The sequence below is a fragment of the Streptomyces inhibens genome (genome assembly GCF_003389455.1).
Taxonomy (GTDB): domain Bacteria; phylum Actinomycetota; class Actinomycetes; order Streptomycetales; family Streptomycetaceae; genus Streptomyces; species Streptomyces inhibens.
Window position 1 is genome coordinate 1 of sequence record NZ_QUAC01000059.1, and the last position, 16,961, is coordinate 16,961.

Below are 16,961 nucleotides of genomic sequence, written 5' to 3' on the forward strand. Positions count from 1 at the left end.
GCACGCGCCGCGAAGACCAGGTTCTCCAGCGCCAGCGCGTCCTGCTCAGCCGCCGAGACTCCCTCGATGCGGTTGCCGTAGAGGGCGTTGAAGCTCGTGCACCCCAGCGACTTCGCGAACTCGATCGCCACCGGCACATTCGCCCGGAACTTCTCCGACTCCTCACCCGGAATCGACAGGGCGCCGCGGTCGGGACCCGGCAGCTGACCGGCGTAGAAGTTCAGCCCCACCAGCCGCACCCTGGCATCGTTCAGCGCGCTCCGCAGCGCGTGAAGCTCCGCCTGCTCCGGAACCGGGGCATCCACCCACGGCCACCACAGCTCCACCGCCGTGAAACCCGCCGCCCGCGCGGCCGCCGGCCGCTCCAGCAACGGAAGCTCGGTGAACAGGATCGACAGATTGACGTTGAAGCGCGTGTCCGTGAAACCCATAAGGGCCGGCGCTCCTTCCGGATAGTGGAACTGTTTTTCTGCTTAATGGAACATTGCCTGGCGGGCTCGGAGGCTGTCAAGAGGGCCTCGGGGCAATTTCTGGTGGCCGGGCCGAACCGCGCGTAGGTTGAGCGGCGTGCGATTGAGAGTGGAGTTCACGACGGAACCGTTCGACCTGGACGAGGCGCCGGCGCATGCGGTGGTGGCGCGGGAGATCGTCACGGGCGCCGAGCTGGACGCCGTCGACGTTGGTCCGTTCGGCAATACGGCCGAGGGCGACGCCGATCAGGTGCTCGGCGCGGTGGCCGCCCTGCTGCGCGGATCGCTGCAGGCCGGCGCCACCCGGGTATCCCTGCAGGTCAATGTGATCGGGGAAGCCAAGCGGGACGAGGGGGACCTGACGTGACGGAGCCCGCCGACCACCCGTTCGTCCAGGCGGTCAAGCCGCTGGTGGACGCGATGGGCGGACAGATGGTCGCGCCGGATCTGGCCCAGGGCGACGATGTCGTGCTGGCCTGGGAGGGGCAGGACCGGGTGGCCGTACGGCTCCCGCATCTGTCGGATTCGCTCGACCACATCCTCGCCGAGCTGGAGCGCCGGCACGGCATGCCGCTGGCGGACCTGGACCGCAAGACCAAGCAGTCGGTGGTGCGGATTCTGGAGACCCGCGGCGCCTTCTCGGTCCGGCACGGCGTGGAGACGGTCGCGGGCGCCCTCGGCGTCAGCCGCTTCACCGTCTACAACTACCTCAACCGGGAGAACGCCGCGAAGGACGCCGACTGAGGCGAACCGGGCGACGCTCCCCGCCCCGGGCCCCGAAGCCGCCGTCCGGAATCCCCGGACGGCGGCTTTTGTGTTGCCGAGTTTTCAACAAAGTGTTGACGTGATGTTGCCGGGGGTCTTAGCTGTTTCCAGCCAAGCAGAGCTGTCCAGCACCAGGCCACGGAGGCTTCCCGTGTCTTCGAGTTCGTTCCCGGGGCTCACCCGGTTCAACACCGCCGACGACAGTACGGCAGCGGCCGCACTGCACGAGGTGTGTGCCAGCCGGGCATGGGGGAGCAAGATACTCGCCCGGCGCCCCTACGCCACCACCGAGGCCCTGTTCGCCGCGAGCGACGCCGCCATGGCCGAGCTGAGCGCGGAGGACCTGGCCGAGGCGATGGCCGGGCACCCGCCCATCGGCCGGCCGAAGCCCGGCGATCCGACCTCGAACCGCGAGCAGAGCGGGATGGCCGGCGCCTCCGACGAGCTCAAGGCGGAGATGCTCGAACTCAACCTGGCTTACCAGGAGAAGTTCGGCCACGTCTTCCTGATCTGCGCCTCCGGCCGTACCGGCGAGCAGATGCGCGACGCGGTCCGTAACAGGATCGACAACACGCCGGAACAGGAACGAGAGATCGTTCGCGTGGAGCTCGGCAAGATCAACCGCATTCGCCTGACCCGTATCGCGGAAAACGCAGAAGGAGACGCAGCATGAGCAGCGAGACGGCCGCACCGGCGTCGGTGTCCACGCACATCCTGGACACCAGCGTGGGCCGCCCCGCGGAGGGCGTCGCCCTCACGCTCTCGGTGCGCTCCGGCAGCGACGGCGCCTGGACCGCCCACGGCGCGTCCAGGACCGACGCGGACGGGCGCTGCAAGGACCTGCCGGCCCTGCCGGAAGGCACCACCCATGTGCGCCTCGACTTCGCGGTCGAGGAGTACTTCGGTTCACATCAGCACAGCACTCACCAGCAAGCCGAGGAACAGCAGGACGCCCCCCGCGTAAGGGACAGCGGAGCCTTCTTCCCGGAGGTGGCAATCACCTTTGCCGTCAAGCCGGGCGAGCACTACCACGTACCGCTGCTGCTCAACCCGTTCGGCTACTCCGTATACCGAGGGAGCTAGCACCGACATGCCCACGATTCTCGGCCAGAACCAGTACGGCAAAGCGGAAAACCGCGTCGTCAAGATCACCCGCGATGGCGACACCCACCACATCAAGGACCTGAACGTCTCCGTCGCCCTCTCCGGCGATCTGGAAGAGGTCCACCTCTCCGGCTCCAACGCCCACTGCCTGCCGACGGACACGACCAAGAACACCGTGTACGCCTTCGCCAAGGAGTACGGGATCGAGTCGGCCGAGCAGTTCGGCATCCACCTGGCCCGGCACTTCGTGACCAGCCAGGAGCCGATCCACCGGGCCCGTATCCGCATCGAGGAGTACGCCTGGGAGCGGATCGCCACCTCCGACGCCAACTCCAAGTTCATCGGCTCGGACGAGGTCAAGCACTCCTTCGTCCGCCAGGGCCAGGAGACCCGCCTGACCGAGATCACCTACGACGGTGAGCAGTGGCAGGTCATCTCCGGCCTCAAGGACCTCGTGGTGATGAACTCCACCAACTCGGAGTTCTGGGGCTACATCAAGGACAAGTACACGACGCTGAAGGAGGCGTACGACCGCATCCTCGCCACGCAGGTATCCAGCCGCTGGCGGTTCAACTGGACCGACGACGAGCAGCGGATGCCCAACTGGGAGCGGTCGTACGACCAGGTGAAGAAGCACATGCTGCACGCCTTCGCCGAGACCTACAGCCTCTCGCTCCAGCAGACCCTGTACCAAATGGGTTCCCGCATCATCAACAACCGCTCCGAGATCGACGAAGTGCGGTTCTCCCTCCCGAACAAGCACCACTTCCTGGTGGACCTGGAGCCGTTCGGGCTGAAGAACGATACCGCCGACGGAGCCGTCTACTACGCGGCGGACCGCCCGTACGGCCTGATCGAAGCCACTGTTCTGCGCGACGGTGTCGAAGCCCGGATCCCCCTGGATCTGACGAACCTCTGACAGCTCCGACGCAACGCCGTGCCTCGTGTCCCCTCCCCGCCCCGCAGCGGGGAGGGGGCGCGAAACCCGAGGGGAACGACCCATGGCACAGCAATCGCACCTTGAGCACCACCCCGCGTCCCCGGTCCATCCGGTGGACGAGAAGCCGGCGGTCAAGCGGCTCGTCCCTGCCGCGCTCCAGCACATCGCTGCCATGTACGCCGGTGTCGTCACCCCTCCGCTCATCATCGGCCAGGCCGTCGGCCTGGACACCGCGGGCCGGACCCGGCTGATCGCCGCCGGCCTGCTCATCGCCGGGCTCGCCACGCTCCTGCAGACGCTCGGCATCCGCCGGTTCGCCGGCAACCGCCTGCCGTTCGTCAATGCGGCCAGCTCCGCCGGGATCACCCCGATTCTTGCCGTCGCCGAGACCAATGAAAAAGCTCACCAACTCCCCGCGATCTACGGGGCGGTGATGGTCGCCGGGGTCTTCTGCCTCGCGATCGGCCCGTTCTTCGGGAAGCTGCTCCGCTTCTTCCCGCCGCTGGTCACCGGCGTCGTGATCACCCTCATCGGGGTCACTTTGATGCCCGTGCCGGTCGGCTGGGCACAGGGCGGCGACAAAGAGGCCGCCGACTTCGGCGATATGAAGTATCTGGCGCTCGCCGCCTTCACCCTCGTGGTGATCCTGCTCGTCCAGCGCTTCACCCAGGGCTTCGTCAAACAGATCGCGCTGCTGATCGGTCTGGTCGTCGGTACCCTCGCCGCGATCCCCTTCGGGATGGCGAGCTTCGACGGGCTGCGCTCGGCCCCGATCGCCGCGCTGCCGACCCCGTTCGCCTTCGGCGCTCCCGAATTCCAGCCGGCCGCGATCCTCTCGCTGTGCATCGTGATGCTGGTGCTGATGACGGAATCGTCGGCCGGCATGCTGGCCCTCGGCGAGATCTGCGACCGCCCCACCACCGGCGCCACCCTCACCCGCGGACTGCGCACCGACGGCCTCGCCACCCTCCTGGGACCGGTCTTCGGAGGCTTTGCGACCAGCGCCTTCGCCCAGAACGTCGGTGTGGTCTCGCTGACCCGGGTCCGCAGCCGGTACGTCGTCGCGCTCGCCGGCGCCACGCTGCTCGTCCTCGGTGCCTTCCCCGTCCTGGGCGCCGTGGTCTCGCTGGTGCCGATGCCGGTGCTCGGCGGCGCGGGCATCGTCCTGTTCGGATCGATCGCGGTCAGCGGGATCCGTACGCTCTCCGAGGCCGGTCTCGACGACAGCTCCAACATCATCCTGGTGGCCGTGTCGCTGGGCGCAGGAATCGTCCCGCTCGCCGCGCCGACCTTCTACGTGGACTTCCCCGCCTGGGCACAGACCGTGCTCGGCTCCGGTATCAGCGCCGGAGCCCTGGTCGCGGTCTTGCTCAACCTGTTCTTCCATCATCTCGGCACCCGGAGCACGCCACGGGCAGCGGTACTGTCAGCCGCCTCGCCCGGCTCCGGCACTCAAATCACGTAGGGCCATGCCGTGCCCACCGCCAGTACCGAAAGAAGGAACAGCACCATGGCTGCATCGGCATCCCCTGACAGCGCGGTGAAGCAGCGCATCGTCATCGAGAACTGTGCCATCGCGACCGTCGACGCCAACGACACCGAATACGCCACCGGCCATGTGGTCGTCGCCGGCAACCTCATCGAGTCGGTGGGCGCCGGCAAGGCCCCCGAGGGCCTGGCGAACGTCGTCCGCCGGATCGACGGCACGGGACACCTGGTCACCCCCGGCCTGATCAACACTCATCACCACTTCTACCAGTGGATCACCCGCGGTCTGGCCACCGACCACAACCTGTTCAACTGGCTGGTCGCGCTCTACCCGACCTGGGCCCGTATCGACGCCCCGATGCTCGCCGCGGCCACCCAGGGCTCGCTCGGCATGATGGTCAAGGGCGGTGTCACCACCGCCTCCGACCACCACTACGTCTTCCCCAAGGGCTCCGGCGACCTCGTCGCCGCCGAGCTGGCGGCGGCCGCCGAGATCGGCGCCCGGATCACCCTGGCCCGCGGCTCGATGGACCGCAGCGAGAAGGACGGCGGGCTGCCCCCGGACTTCGCCGTCGAGACCACCGAGGGCGCCCTGCTGGCGACCGAAGAGGCCATCGACAAGCACCACGACGCCTCCTTCGGCTCGATGGTGCACATCGCCGCCGCACCCTGTTCGCCGTTCTCCGTCTCCACCGAACTCATGCGGGAGGGCGCCAAGTTGGCCCGCCGCAAGGGCGTACGGATGCACACCCACGGCTCGGAGACCGTGGAGGAGGAGAAGTTCTGCCACGAGCTGTTCGGCATGGGCCCGACCGACTACTTCGAGTCGACCGGCTGGCTCGGTGACGATGTGTGGATGGCGCACTGCGTCCACATGAACGACTCCGACATCGCCGCCTTCGCCCGTACGGGTACGGGCGTGGCCCACTGCCCCTCGTCGAATGCGCGGCTCGCGGCCGGTATCGCCCGCGTCCCCGACATGCTCGCGGCCGGCGTCCCGGTCGGCCTGGGCGTGGACGGCACCGCCTCGAACGAGTCCGGCGAACTCCACACCGAGCTGCGCAACGCCCTGCTGATCAACCGCCTCGGCGCCCACAAGGAGGCCGCCCTCAACGCCCGTAAGGCGCTGCGGCTCGGCACTTACGGCGGCGCGCAGGTCCTCGGCCGGACCGCCGAGATCGGCTCGCTGGAGGCCGGCAAGCTCGCCGACCTCGTGCTGTGGAAGCTGGACGGCCTCGGCCACTCCTCCATCGCCGACCCGGTCACCGCGCTGGTGTTCGGCGCGGCGGCGCCGGTCACGCTCTCCCTCGTCGGCGGTAAGCCGGTCGTCGAGGACAACCACCTCACCAACGTCGACGAGGACGCCATCGCCCGCACCGCGCGGGCCGAGGCACAGCGTCTGGCCCGTATCGCCGCCGAGGGCTGACCCCCACGGCGCGGCACCACGCGGCCGACGCAACCCCTGACTCGGCCGGGAGGGACGGCTCCCGGCCGAGCTTGTGGATCCGAGCGGGATCCACAAGCGCCGGACCCCGGGGGTGCGGGATCTTCTCGTACCCCCGGGCCGGCCGGCTCCCCGCCGCCGTCCATGCGCCACAAGCGCGACCCGTACCACCACGCTCACCAGCGCGAGTTCCGGCACCACCGCACCACATCGCACGCCCTCCGTGACAGCCTCGCTCCGTCGGTCCCGACGGGGCAGAAATCGACAGGAGGCCCGCAGTGGCCGCAAGTACCGGGCAGAAGTCGGAGGGGGACCGGAAGCATCCGGTCGACGGCACCCTCCCGCCCTTCAAGATGTTCACCAGCGGCCTCCAGCACGTGGCCGCGATGTATGCGGGTGTGGTGGCCCCGCCGATGATCGTGGGGCCGGCCTGCGGGCTGAGCGCCACCGAGACCGCCTTCCTGATGGGCGCGAGCCTCTTCACGGCAGGCATCGCCACCCTCCTCCAGACGCTCGGCTTCTGGAAGGTCGGCGCGAAGCTCCCCTTCGTCAACGGCGTCTCGTTCGCCGGTGTCACCCCGATGGTCGCCATCGGCAAGGCGCAGAGCCCCGACAACGCGTTGCCGATCATCTTCGGCGCGGTGATGGTTGCCGGTGTGCTCGGCTTCTTCGTCGCCCCCTACTTCTCCAAGCTCGTACGGTTCTTCCCGCCGGTGGTCACCGGCACCGTCATCACCCTGATCGGTGTCTCCCTGCTTCCGGTGGCGTTCAACTGGTCCCAGGGCGGCAACCCGACGGCAGCGGACTACGGTTCGCTGACGAATATCGCGATGGCCGGGGTGACGTTCCTGATCGTGCTGGTGCTGCGCCGGGTGCTGCGCGGCTTCCTCCAGCAGATCGCGATCCTGCTCGGCCTGATCGCCGGCACCCTGATCGCGATACCCGTCGGCATCACCCACTTCTCCGCCCTCACCAAAGCGGATCTGATCGGCTTCCCGACGCCGTTCCACTTCGGCGCCCCGCAGTTCGACATCGCCGCGATCATCTCGATGTGCATCGTGATGCTGGTCTGTATGACCGAGTCGACCGCCGACATGCTCGCCCTCGGCAAGATCGTCGACCGTCCGGCGGACGAGCGCACCATCGAGGGCGGACTGCGCGCCGACACCCTCGGCAGTGCCCTCAGCCCGCTGTTCAACGGCTTCGCCAACAGCGCCTTCGCGCAGAACATCGGCCTGGTTGCGATGACCAAGGTGCGCAGCCGCTATGTCGTGGCCACCAGCGGTCTGATCCTGATCGTGCTGGGCCTGTGCCCGGTGGCCGCCTCGGTCATCTCGCTGGTCCCGCTGCCGGTGCTGGGCGGCGCCGGTATCGTGCTCTTCGGCTCGGTGGCCGCCAGCGGCATCCAGACGCTGGCCTCCGCGGCGATGGAGAAGGGCGACAACGCCCTGATCGTCGCGGCCGCCGTCGGCATCGGTCTGATCCCGATCGCCGCGCCGGACTTCTACCACAACCTCCCCAAGGACCTGCTGGTCGTCCTCGACTCCGGTATCAGCACCGGCTGTCTGGTCGCCATCGTCCTCAACCTCGCCTTCAACCACTTCGGCAGGAAGAACGCCGGTGAGAGCGCCGGCGAGGGGGTGGACGGTGCACCGGGCGCCGACTGCCATGGCGATCCGGCGATCCCGCAGCAGCCCGACCGGGGCACCGTCGATGACGCCGGCGAGCCCGCGGCGGCGCCCGCGCACTGACGCCAGGACATGGCAACGGCCCGTAGGGGAGCGGCAACTGCCGTTCCTGTACGGGCCGTTGGGTTTTTCGGCGGCCGGAGCCTGCTGCTTCCTCAGCCGATGTGGTAGCTCTCGCCGTAGACCTTCCAGTTCAGCGGCGTGTGCAGATCGAGGTTGCCGTTCTTCAGGAACACCCGCTGGGCGGTGTCCACCCGGCTGGTGTCGCTGTGGGCCTCCTCCTGCTTCATCGCCCAGACCCGGGCATCGAGGAAGGCGTTGAGATACGCCTTCTCGTCGCCGCCCTGGGCCGGCGGCTTTGCCTTGGCCAGTGCCCGCTTGCGGATGCTGGAGAAGCTGGTCCTGTCGTCGCCGTCACCGTGCATCACGATCGCGTCGTAGTAGGCGAACTGGCCCAGCACACCGATGCCGTCGGCCTTGCCCTGCTTGACCGCCGGGTTGAAGTAGACCCGGTCCCGCTCGTCGTTCTGGGCCTTTTGGAACTCGGGGTCCTGGGCGGCCTTCTTCCAGTCCTTGGTGTAGTTGGGGTCCAGGCCCTCGTGCGAGGGGCTGCCGTCCACCTTGCGGAGCGCGGGGAGGTACTTGGCCAGGACGTTGCCGGGCTTGCGCTGGGTGTAGAGCTCGACCAGTTCGAGCATGTCGTGCGTACCGGAACAGAAGCCGATGATGCCGCCGGTGTAGCCGCGGTCGTCGTCGATGTCCTCGATGTACTTGTACTGCGCCTTCCAGTCCAGCGAGGAGTTCTCCGCGCTGGAGACCAGCTTCATGGCGATCTCCTTCTTCGCCGGGTCGTCGAGACCGGTCGCGGCCGGTGCGGCGTGCGGCGCGGAGTGGGCGGTGGCCGGGGCGGGGCCTGCCGTGCCGGCCGTGGTGGCGACGGCGGTGGCCGGCACGGCGAACAGGGCGAGGCCCAGGGCGACGCGGGTCGCGGTCTTCGGCAGGGCTCTGGCTATCGATCGGGTGCGCATGGAGTCAGTCCTCCAGTTCGGAGCGAGCCGTGGGGGGTTCCCCAATCGTTAGGAAGCTTTCCTACCAGACTTGGGAAGTGACGTATACCCGTCAGGCGGCCCTGAACCGCCCCGCCCCGGCGAGCTGCCGGGGTGCGGCCGGGCGTGCGGGCGCGTCCTTGTGCCGAGTCGCACCCCCGCGACCTGCGGGGACTCAGTCCAGTACCCCGCGCAGCAGCTCGCGGATACCCGGACCCGGGTCGAAGTCCTCGGCAGGGAAGGCGAGTTGATGGAAGGCGACGCCGTCCATGTAGTCGAAGAGGATCTCGCAGTGCCGGCGCGGTGCCGGCGAGCCGAAGCGCTGCAGCCACGTCGCTCCCCAGCCGACGACGGCCTCGCGGCCCCGGGTGAGGGTCGGGCGGAGTTCGGGCCGGGACATGGACTCCAGGTAGAGGGCGAACCGGGCGGCGGTCCGGGCCCGCTCCGGGCCGGTCGCGTACACCAGGAACCGGGTGACCGCGTCGGCGAGTTCGCCGGCATCGGCCGGCGCGGCCTCCGCGGCGAAGTTCTCCCAGTCGCGGCGCTCCAGCATCTGGAGATGGTCGACGATGCCGTCGATCAGGGCCGCCCGATTGCGGAAGTAGTTGGAGGTGGTGCCGGACGGGACCCCCGCCGCGGCGTCCACGGCCTGATAGGTCAGCCGCCGCGCCCCCTCGCTCCCCAGTACCTGAATCCCCGCGTCCAGTACCTGCTCCCGCCGCCGTGCCACTCCGGGTGCCCTTCTTGCCGCGTCCGCTCTTACTATGCTTGTAGTGTCGATCCACTATAAACATAGTAGCGGGCGGTCATGGGTATCGCGGGCATCCGCTCACTGGACGGCTCGTGCGAGGTGGTGGTCGCGGCCGACGGCCTCAACAGCACCGCCCGTACGGCCCTGTTCGGCCTCCGTTATCGCGCCCGGTACATCGGCGCCTCCTCCTGGCGCGGCACGGTCGACGGCGAGACCGGGAGCGTCACCGAGACCTGGGGCGAGGGTCTGGGCTTCGGCGTCACACCGGCCTCCGGCTCGGCCGCGGCGCCTGTGAAGCGCTCGTCGACGGAGTGGGGTTGGTGCGGGCCCTGACCGCCGCGCCGGATGTGCCGACCGCCCTGCGCGCGTACGACCGTGCGCGCCGCCCGGCGGCCCAACGGCCGGCACGCACCGCCCGGCTGATGAACCGTAGGGCGTATGCCCGGCGGCTGACCGGGCTGCGGAACACCGCGATGCGGACCGCGATCGCGGTGGGCGGTCCGCCGGACTGAGCGCCGCCGCGTGCGCCGCCATCTGTGGCGCTTTGCCCGATATGCTGCATTGGCTCTGAAAGTGAGTCAATGTGTGCGCACCGACGGCGCCACGGAGAGGGGTCCCGCGGTGAACCAGGAAGCCAACGACCCGGTCTGGCATCGAGCCGGCGCGTCCGCCACCGCTCTGGAGAACACCGTCGATGCACTCATGGACGGGGTGTGCGCCGACCTCAAGCGGCTCGCCGCCATCCCCTCGATCGCCTTCCCCGGTTTCTCGCCCGAACCGGTCCTCCAGGCTCGCGACCTCGTCGTCGCCCTCCTCAGGGACGCCGGTGTGGCCGACATCGGGGAGCTGAACCTTCCCGACACCGCCCCCGTCATCACCGGCGCCGTCCCTCCGCCCACCCCCGACGCCCCCACCGTCCTGCTCTACGGCCACTACGACGTCCAGCCGCCGGGCGACGAGCGGCTCTGGACGTCCCCGCCCTTCGAACCCACCGACATCGAGGGCGGCATCCGTGCCCGCGGCATCGCCGACGACAAGTCCAACCTCATGGTCCACATCGGCGCGCTCCGCGCCTACGGCGGCCGCCCACCGGTCGGCATCAAGATCATCTTCGAGGGTCAGGAGGAGTACGGCAGCGCCTTCGACGACTACCCGCCCACCGACCCCGATCTGTTCGCCTGCGACGCGATGATCATCGCCGACACCGGCAACATCCGCCCCGGCACCCCCACCCTCACCACCGCCCTGCGCGGCTCCGCCGTGGTCTTCGTCGAGGTCCGCACCCTCAACGCCGCCGTCCACAGCGGGGAGTACGGCGGCGCCGCCCCCGACGCCCTGCTCGTCCTCCTCAAGGCCCTCGCGACCTTGCACGACGTCCACGGCGATGTCGCCGTCGAGGGCCTGCGCCGCGAACCCTGGAGCGGCACCGCCCTCACCGACGACGAGTTCCGCGAGCTGGCCGGCGTCCCCCACGGCACACCGCTGATCGGCACCGGCGGCCTCGGCGAACGGCTGTGGAGCGGCCCCGCGATCACCGTCATCGGCCTGGACGCGCCGCCCGTCGACCGGGCCGCCTCCGCCGTCGTCCCGCACGCCCGCGCCAAACTCAACCTCCGCGTACACCCCCAACAGGACCCCAGGGAGGCGCAGGGCGCCCTCGTCCGCCACCTCCAGCGCCTCCGCCCCTTCGGCATCCCGCTCACCGTCACCCCCGGCGACGCGGGCCCCGGCTACGAAGCCGCCACCGACGGCCCCGCCTACCGCGCCGCCCGCACCGCACTGCGCCGCAGCTGGGGCGCCGACCCCGTCCATGCCGCGACCGGCGGCTCCATCCCCCTGGTCAACGGCCTGGCCAAGGCCGTGCCGGACGCCGAGATCCTGCTCTTCGGCGCCGAGGACAACCTCTGCAATCTGCACGGCCCCGACGAACGGGTGCTGCTGTCCGAACTACGCGGCGCACTGATCGCCGAGACGGCCTTCCTGGCCGAGTACGCGGCCACATACAGCGCCGGAGCCACCCCATGACGGACCCTCGGCCCGTGGCTTCCGCACCACCGGCACAGGGGCGAGCCGGCACCGGATGGGCCGGAGGAGACCCCGTTCCCAATCGTTATGCGGGACTAATGGGGCGAGCGATGCGCTATATGGCATAAGGGTTTTGAGGTCTCTTGACGGACTCATGAGGTCGCAGGAAGCTGAGCCGCCCCCCACGGCGACCCTCCTCTTTCACCGTTGGACTGCCCATGCGCCCGTTTGTTTCCGCAGGTACGTTCACGGCCACCGTGGCCGTGGCCCTGCTGCTCACCCCTTCCGCTTACGCCGCCGCCCCCGGCGACAACGGCACCGTGAAGATCCACGATGCCACGACCGGTGAGGAGCTCCGTAAGAACGAGCCCCACGTGTGCACCTTCTATCTCGACGCCTTCGGTTTCGACGGCGGCCAGGAGGTCGACTGGCGCATCGAGGCCTGGGCCCCGACCGCCGACGTCAAGGGCGATACCGTGAAGTCCGGTTCGCTGACGCTCGACGGCGAGGGGCATGGCCGTTCGCAGGACCTGTCCCTGCCCGACGGCCACTACAAGCTGTTCTGGAACTTCGACGGCGAACACGGCCGCGCCAAGCACAAGGTCTTCTGGACCGACTGCGAGGACAACACCCAGCCGGGCGGCGGCAAGCCGTCGGCGTCCGCCACCCCGTCCGGCCCGGCGCAGCCGACCGCGGCGCCCACGTCGTCCGCCCCTGCGGGCACCGCCCCGACGTCCCCGGCCTCGGCTTCCTCCCCCTCGTCGTCACCGTCCGCGCAAGGCGGCGGCGACCTCGCCGAGACCGGCAACGGCGCGCCCGTCGGCCTGCTGTCCACGGCGGCCGCCGCGCTCGTCGCGGCCGGCGGCTACCTGGTGTTCCGCCGCCGCAAGGCACAGCAGCAGCACTGACGCACCTGTGCCCCCGTGCTCCGTACGGGCACGGGGGCACAGTCGTGCATGGCCTCAGCCCAGCAGCTCGTAAGCCGGCAGCGTCAGGAACTCCGCGTAGTCCGCGTCCAGCGCGACCTTCAGCAGCAGGTCATGGGCCTGCTGCCACTTGCCGGAGGTGAAGGCGTCCTCGCCGACCTCGGTGCGGATGGCGGCGAGTTGCTCCGCGGCGATCTTGCGCACCAGGTCCGCGGTCACTCTTTCGCCTTGGTGTTCCCCGTTCTCGAAGACGACGCCGGCGTCGACCCACTGCCAGATCTGGGAGCGGGAGATCTCGGCGGTGGCGGCGTCCTCCATCAGGCCGAAGATGGCGACGGCGCCCAGGCCGCGCAGCCAGGCCTCGATGTAGCGGGTGCCGACCTGGACGGCGTCGATCAGGCCCTGGTAGGTGGGCTTGGCGTCGAGGGTGTCGATGGCGATGAGGTCGGCGGCCGAGACCGAGACGTCCTCGCGGAGGCGGTCCTTCTGGTGGGGCTTGTCGCCGAGGACCGCGTCGAAGGAGGCGCGGGCGACCGGGACCAGGTCGGGGTGGGCGACCCAGGAGCCGTCGAAGCCGTCGCCGGCCTCGCGGTCCTTGTCGTTCTTGACCTTGGCGAGGGCCTTCTCGTTGGCCTCGGGGTCACGGCGGTTGGGGATGAAGGCCGCCATGCCGCCGATGGCGTGTGCGCCGCGCTTGTGGCACGTACGGACGAGGAGCTCGGTGTACGCGCGCATGAAGGGGGCCGTCATCGTCACCGCGTTGCGGTCGGGGAGGACGAACTTGGCGCCGCCGTCACGGAAGTTCTTGACGATGGAGAAGAGGTAGTCCCAGCGGCCGGCGTTCAGGCCCGAGGCGTGGTCGCGCAGCTCGTAGAGGATCTCCTCCATCTCGTAGGCCGCGGTGATGGTCTCGATCAGGACCGTGGCGCGGACGGTGCCCTGAGGGATGCCGACGTAGTCCTGGGCGAAGACGAAGATGTCGTTCCACAGGCGCGCTTCGAGGTGCGACTCGGTCTTCGGGAGGTAGAAGTACGGGCCCTTGCCGAGGGAGAGCAGGCGCTTGGCGTTGTGGAAGAAGTAGAGGCCGAAGTCGACCAGGGCGCCGGGGACCGGGCGGCCCTCGAACTGCAGGTGCCGCTCCTCCAGATGCCAGCCGCGCGGGCGCATCACGACGGTCGCGAGCTCCTCGGCGGGCTTGAGGGCGTAGGACTTGCCGGACCCGGCGTCGGTGAAGTCGATCCGGCGCTCGTAGGCGTCGATCAGGTTGAGCTGGCCGGTGACGACGTTCTCCCAGGTGGGAGCGGAAGCGTCCTCGAAGTCGGCGAGCCAGACCTTGGCGCCGGAGTTGAGCGCGTTGATGGTCATCTTGCGGTCGGTGGGGCCGGTGATCTCGACCCGGCGGTCGTTGAGCGCGGCGGGCGCCTCGGCCACCTTCCAGCTGTCGTCCGCGCGGATCCGCGCGGTCTCCGGGAGGAAGTCCAGGGTGCTGGTCCGGGCGATCTCGGCACGGCGCTCGGCGCGGCGGGCGAGCAGTTCGTCGCGGCGCGGGGTGAAGCGGCGGTGAAGCTCGGCGACGAAGGCGAGCGCGGCGTCGGTGAGGACCTCGCCCTGTCGTTCGGGGCTGTGGGCGGGGTCGACTTCGGCGATGGCCAGCGGGGACGGCGCTGGTGCGGACATGAGCTGTCACTCCATTCAGCGGCGGTGCCTGGCGGCCGCCGGGCCACCGGGCGGCACGGGGTGCCTCGGGCTCCGAGATACGGTCGCGGGCGCCGTCTGGGTTCAGGGCGCTTCTGACCAGTGGAGACTAGTTTCCTTATCGCGGAACTTCAATGGTTTGTTGATGTCGAGATTCTCCGGGTCGACACAAGTGCTGATCGAATGGCTCTCGGTGCCACACCCGTCACTCTCGATGACTCGGGCGGGCAGCAGGTCGGGCCGCTGGTCGGGGAGTTGCACCAGGCAGTCGGTCAGGCAGTCGGTCAGGCAGCGCCGGGCGCCCGTGCGTCATTCCAGGCGGTGCAGGTCCTCCGGCGTGTCGATGTCGTACGGCTCGGCGATGTCCGCGCATTCGACGAGGGTGAGGGCGTCCGTGTGCCGCTGGAGGTAGTCGCGTGCGCCGCGGTCGCCCTCCGCGGCCGCCGCGATCTCCGCCCAGCGGTCGGCGCCGAAGAGGACCGGGTGGCCGCGCCGGCCGTCGTACGCCGCGGAGACGAGCGATCCGCGACCCTCGTAGGCGGCCACCACCCGCGCCACCGCCGCGGCGCCGATACCCGGCTGGTCCACCAGGGACACCACGACCGCGTCCGCCCCCGAGCCGGCCAGCGCGGAAAGGCCCACACGCAGCGAGGAGCCCATGCCCTGGGCCCAGTCCGGGTTTTGCGAGGTGCGGTACGCCGACAGGTCGGCCCGTTCGCGTACGGAATCGGCGGCCGCGCCCAGCACGATGTGCACGGGCCGGCAGCCGCCGTCCCTCAGGACCCGTGCGGCGTGCTCGACCAGTGGCCGCCCCCGGTGGTCGAGCAGTGCCTTGGGCCGTCCCCCCAGGCGCCGCCCGCCGCCCGCGGCGAGCAGCAGGCCGGCCACCGTCCCCTCGGGCCGTCCGGTTGTTCTCGGTGTTGTCGGTGTGGTGGGTGGTGTCGGTGCCATGGGGACTGCTTACCTCATGGCACCTTGTGTCGTGGCTCCTTGGGTCAGGCCGCGTCACCGGACGCGCGTGGGCGGGGAATGCTCGGCCGGAACCGGTCACGCAGATGATGCGTTCGCTCCTCCATGCGCCGACGTTCGGCCACGTAGCGGTGTATGTGCTCCAGGGTGATCTCGGACGCATCGGACAGTCCGTACGCGTGACAGATGAGCTGCACGACGCTGACGCCGCGACGGTTCGGGCCTGTGTCGGGGCCGGAGTTGGACTCCATGGCATTCTCCGATCCAGTGATATGCCGGATATTTCCTTGAAAGGGAGAATGCTCCATCGCGCCGTCCCGTACGCATCGGATCGCGAACGCCCATGCCAACGGGTGCCAGGGGGAACGCACGTGCGGACGCATAATCAGGCCGCATCGGGGCAGCGCCCGCATCGGGGGCATCCGCGACGCCTACGGGGTGACAGGGCGCCAAAACCGGTCGCGAAACCGGCTCTTCGGACATGGCGTCACGTTCGCCGACCGGCGATGTCACGGTGTGGCGCGTGGCCGGATAAGGTTCTGCCCCGTTGCGGACATCGTGGCCGCCGTGCCGAATCGGCGGGCCATTTTCTGAGTCGGGGGACGTAGTGGTGAACAGTGTGGGCTCGTCCGGGATCTTCCAGCCGCTGGAAGGTGACGACCCGCGGGCGATTGCGGGCTACCGCCTCACGGCGAAGCTCGGCTCCGGCGGTATGGGCAAGGTCTATCTCTCCTACACGCCCGGTGGGCGGCCGGTGGCCATCAAGGTGATCCGGCCCGAGTTCAGCGAGGACGCCGAGTTCCGGCGCCGCTTCAAGCAGGAGGTGCAGTCCGCGCAGCGTGTGCAGGGACTGTTCACCGCGCCGGTCATCGACAGCGACGCCGAAGGCCCCAGCCCCTGGCTCGCCACCGCGTATGTCCCCGGCCCCTCGCTCGCCGCGGCGGTCGCCGCACACGGGCGGCTGCCGGTCCCCACGGTGCTGCTGATGGTCGCCGGAATCGCCGAGGCGCTGCAGGTCATCCATGGCGCGGGCATCGTGCACCGCGATCTGAAGCCGTCCAATGTGCTGCTGGCCGCCGACGGCCCGCGCGTCATCGACTTCGGTATCGCCCGCGCAGCCGACGCCACCTCCCTGACGAGCAGCGGCGTCACCGTCGGCACCCCCACCTTCATGGCGCCCGAGCAGGCCGCGGGCAGCACCATCACCCCCGCCACGGACATCTTCGCGCTCGGCCAGGTCGCGGCGTACGCGGCCATCGGCACCCCGGCGTTCGGCGAGGGCACCTCGCACGGCGTGCTCTACCGCATCGTCCACGAAGAGCCGGATCTGACCGGACTCCCCGAGGAGCTGCGGGAGTTGGTCACCCGCTGCCTGGCCAAGGACGCGTCGGCCCGGCCGTCCGTCGCCGAGGTGATCGAGCTGTGCGGCGCGGCCTCCGGCCAGACGCAGCTGCGCCGCCCCGAGGAGTGGCTGCCCACCGCCGTCGCCGCCGACATCACCACGCGTGCGGCCGCACCGGCACCCGCGCAGACGCAGACGCCCCCGCCCCCGCTGGAGGCGCCCACCGCGGGCGCTCCGGCCCAGCCGCAGGGTCTGCCCGCTCAGCCGCCGGTCCAGCCGCCCACCCAGCCCGCGCCGCCCGTCGCGCC

General features: G+C 69.9%; 19 protein-coding genes. 13 read left to right on the forward strand and 6 right to left on the reverse strand.

Going from position 1 to position 16,961, the window contains the following annotated elements; translation table 11 throughout:
• A partial coding sequence (locus tag DY245_RS08625; protein ID WP_147318334.1) for a TIM barrel protein occupies positions 1–431 on the reverse strand: 431 nt, incomplete at its 3' end.
• Between the two features lie 136 nt (positions 432–567).
• Here DY245_RS08625 and DY245_RS08630 point away from each other — a divergent pair.
• The 8 genes from DY245_RS08630 (at position 568) to DY245_RS08665 (ending at position 7,962) form a co-directional block, all read left to right on the forward strand.
• Positions 568–837, forward strand: a complete 270-nt coding sequence (locus DY245_RS08630; RefSeq protein WP_128505243.1) for a YkoF family thiamine-binding protein — start codon at positions 568–570, stop codon at positions 835–837.
• Entirely contained in the window at positions 834–1,214 is a 381-nt protein-coding gene (locus tag DY245_RS08635; RefSeq protein ID WP_128505245.1) for a helix-turn-helix domain-containing protein, read from the forward strand. The genes DY245_RS08630 and DY245_RS08635 overlap by 4 nt, the downstream gene beginning before the upstream one ends.
• Before the next feature lie 172 nt (positions 1,215–1,386).
• Positions 1,387–1,908, forward strand: a complete 522-nt coding sequence (gene uraD, locus DY245_RS08640) for a 2-oxo-4-hydroxy-4-carboxy-5-ureidoimidazoline decarboxylase (protein WP_128505247.1) — start codon at positions 1,387–1,389, stop codon at positions 1,906–1,908.
• A complete protein-coding gene (uraH, locus tag DY245_RS08645) occupies positions 1,905–2,318 on the forward strand; it encodes a hydroxyisourate hydrolase (protein ID WP_128505250.1) in 414 nt (137 codons plus the stop codon). Before uraD ends, uraH begins: the two co-directional genes overlap by 4 nt.
• A 7-nt stretch (positions 2,319–2,325) precedes the next feature.
• A complete protein-coding gene (pucL, locus tag DY245_RS08650) occupies positions 2,326–3,258 on the forward strand; it encodes a factor-independent urate hydroxylase (RefSeq protein WP_128505252.1) in 933 nt (310 codons plus the stop codon).
• An 82-nt stretch (positions 3,259–3,340) separates the two neighbouring features.
• Entirely contained in the window at positions 3,341–4,744 is a 1,404-nt protein-coding gene (locus DY245_RS08655; RefSeq protein WP_181923587.1) for a nucleobase:cation symporter-2 family protein, read from the forward strand.
• Positions 4,745–4,789: 45 nt separating this feature from the next.
• Entirely contained in the window at positions 4,790–6,193 is a 1,404-nt protein-coding gene (locus DY245_RS08660) for an 8-oxoguanine deaminase (RefSeq protein ID WP_128505254.1), read from the forward strand.
• Positions 6,194–6,489: 296 nt separating this feature from the next.
• Positions 6,490–7,962: a nucleobase:cation symporter-2 family protein gene (locus tag DY245_RS08665; RefSeq protein ID WP_128505256.1), complete on the forward strand. Its 1,473-nt coding sequence runs from the start codon at positions 6,490–6,492 to the stop codon at positions 7,960–7,962.
• A gap of 92 nt (positions 7,963–8,054) precedes the next feature.
• On the opposite strand, the gene DY245_RS08670 is transcribed toward DY245_RS08665, so the two are convergent.
• Together DY245_RS08670 and DY245_RS08675 are read right to left on the reverse strand one after the other, a co-directional pair.
• Positions 8,055–8,927 carry a chitosanase gene (locus DY245_RS08670; RefSeq protein WP_128505258.1) on the reverse strand — a complete coding sequence of 291 codons (873 nt, stop codon included), beginning with the start codon at positions 8,925–8,927 and terminating at the stop codon, positions 8,055–8,057.
• A gap of 193 nt (positions 8,928–9,120) precedes the next feature.
• Entirely contained in the window at positions 9,121–9,675 is a 555-nt protein-coding gene (locus DY245_RS08675) for a TetR/AcrR family transcriptional regulator (RefSeq protein WP_128505260.1), read from the reverse strand.
• A 78-nt stretch (positions 9,676–9,753) separates the two neighbouring features.
• Here DY245_RS08675 and DY245_RS44205 point away from each other — a divergent pair, with 78 nt between their 5' ends.
• The 4 genes from DY245_RS44205 to DY245_RS08690 all read left to right on the forward strand — a co-directional run bounded on the left by DY245_RS44205 (position 9,754) and on the right by DY245_RS08690 (position 12,629).
• Positions 9,754–10,029: a hypothetical protein gene (locus DY245_RS44205; protein WP_181923588.1), complete on the forward strand. Its 276-nt coding sequence runs from the start codon at positions 9,754–9,756 to the stop codon at positions 10,027–10,029.
• Positions 10,017–10,208: a hypothetical protein gene (locus DY245_RS44210; protein ID WP_181923589.1), complete on the forward strand. Its 192-nt coding sequence runs from the start codon at positions 10,017–10,019 to the stop codon at positions 10,206–10,208. Before DY245_RS44205 ends, DY245_RS44210 begins: the two co-directional genes overlap by 13 nt.
• A gap of 109 nt (positions 10,209–10,317) precedes the next feature.
• A complete protein-coding gene (locus tag DY245_RS08685) occupies positions 10,318–11,721 on the forward strand; it encodes a M20/M25/M40 family metallo-hydrolase (RefSeq protein WP_128505262.1) in 1,404 nt (467 codons plus the stop codon).
• A 218-nt stretch (positions 11,722–11,939) separates the two neighbouring features.
• Complete coding sequence (locus DY245_RS08690) at positions 11,940–12,629, forward strand: LPXTG cell wall anchor domain-containing protein (RefSeq protein ID WP_128505264.1); 690 nt, start codon at positions 11,940–11,942, stop codon at positions 12,627–12,629.
• A gap of 54 nt (positions 12,630–12,683) precedes the next feature.
• Here DY245_RS08690 and aceB read toward each other — a convergent pair whose 3' ends face one another.
• From aceB to DY245_RS08705, 3 genes are all read right to left on the reverse strand, one after another.
• Positions 12,684–14,324, reverse strand: coding sequence for a malate synthase A (gene aceB, locus DY245_RS08695; RefSeq protein WP_128505266.1), 1,641 nt, complete (start codon positions 14,322–14,324; stop codon positions 12,684–12,686).
• Between the two features lie 327 nt (positions 14,325–14,651).
• Complete coding sequence (locus tag DY245_RS08700) at positions 14,652–15,230, reverse strand: nucleotidyltransferase family protein (RefSeq protein ID WP_128505270.1); 579 nt, start codon at positions 15,228–15,230, stop codon at positions 14,652–14,654.
• Between the two features lie 107 nt (positions 15,231–15,337).
• A complete protein-coding gene (locus DY245_RS08705; RefSeq protein ID WP_244942920.1) occupies positions 15,338–15,619 on the reverse strand; it encodes a hypothetical protein in 282 nt (93 codons plus the stop codon).
• A 299-nt stretch (positions 15,620–15,918) separates the two neighbouring features.
• On the opposite strand from DY245_RS08705, the gene DY245_RS08710 reads away from it, so the two are divergent.
• The coding region (locus DY245_RS08710) for a serine/threonine-protein kinase (RefSeq protein WP_244942921.1) at positions 15,919–16,961 on the forward strand (1,043 nt) is incomplete at its 3' end.

Coding starts and splice junctions, on each gene's coding strand:
- uraH (WP_128505250.1), top strand. CDS start 1,905: ATGAGCAGCGAGACGGCCGCACCGGCGTCGGTGTCCACGCACATCCTG.
- pucL (WP_128505252.1), top strand. CDS start 2,326: ATGCCCACGATTCTCGGCCAGAACCAGTACGGCAAAGCGGAAAACCGC.
- DY245_RS08655 (WP_181923587.1), top strand. CDS start 3,341: ATGGCACAGCAATCGCACCTTGAGCACCACCCCGCGTCCCCGGTCCAT.
- DY245_RS08660 (WP_128505254.1), top strand. CDS start 4,790: ATGGCTGCATCGGCATCCCCTGACAGCGCGGTGAAGCAGCGCATCGTC.
- DY245_RS08670 (WP_128505258.1), bottom strand. CDS start 8,927: ATGCGCACCCGATCGATAGCCAGAGCCCTGCCGAAGACCGCGACCCGC.
- DY245_RS44205 (WP_181923588.1), top strand. CDS start 9,754: ATGGGTATCGCGGGCATCCGCTCACTGGACGGCTCGTGCGAGGTGGTG.
- DY245_RS08690 (WP_128505264.1), top strand. CDS start 11,940: ATGCGCCCGTTTGTTTCCGCAGGTACGTTCACGGCCACCGTGGCCGTG.
- aceB (WP_128505266.1), bottom strand. CDS start 14,324: ATGTCCGCACCAGCGCCGTCCCCGCTGGCCATCGCCGAAGTCGACCCC.
- DY245_RS08705 (WP_244942920.1), bottom strand. CDS start 15,619: ATGGAGCATTCTCCCTTTCAAGGAAATATCCGGCATATCACTGGATCG.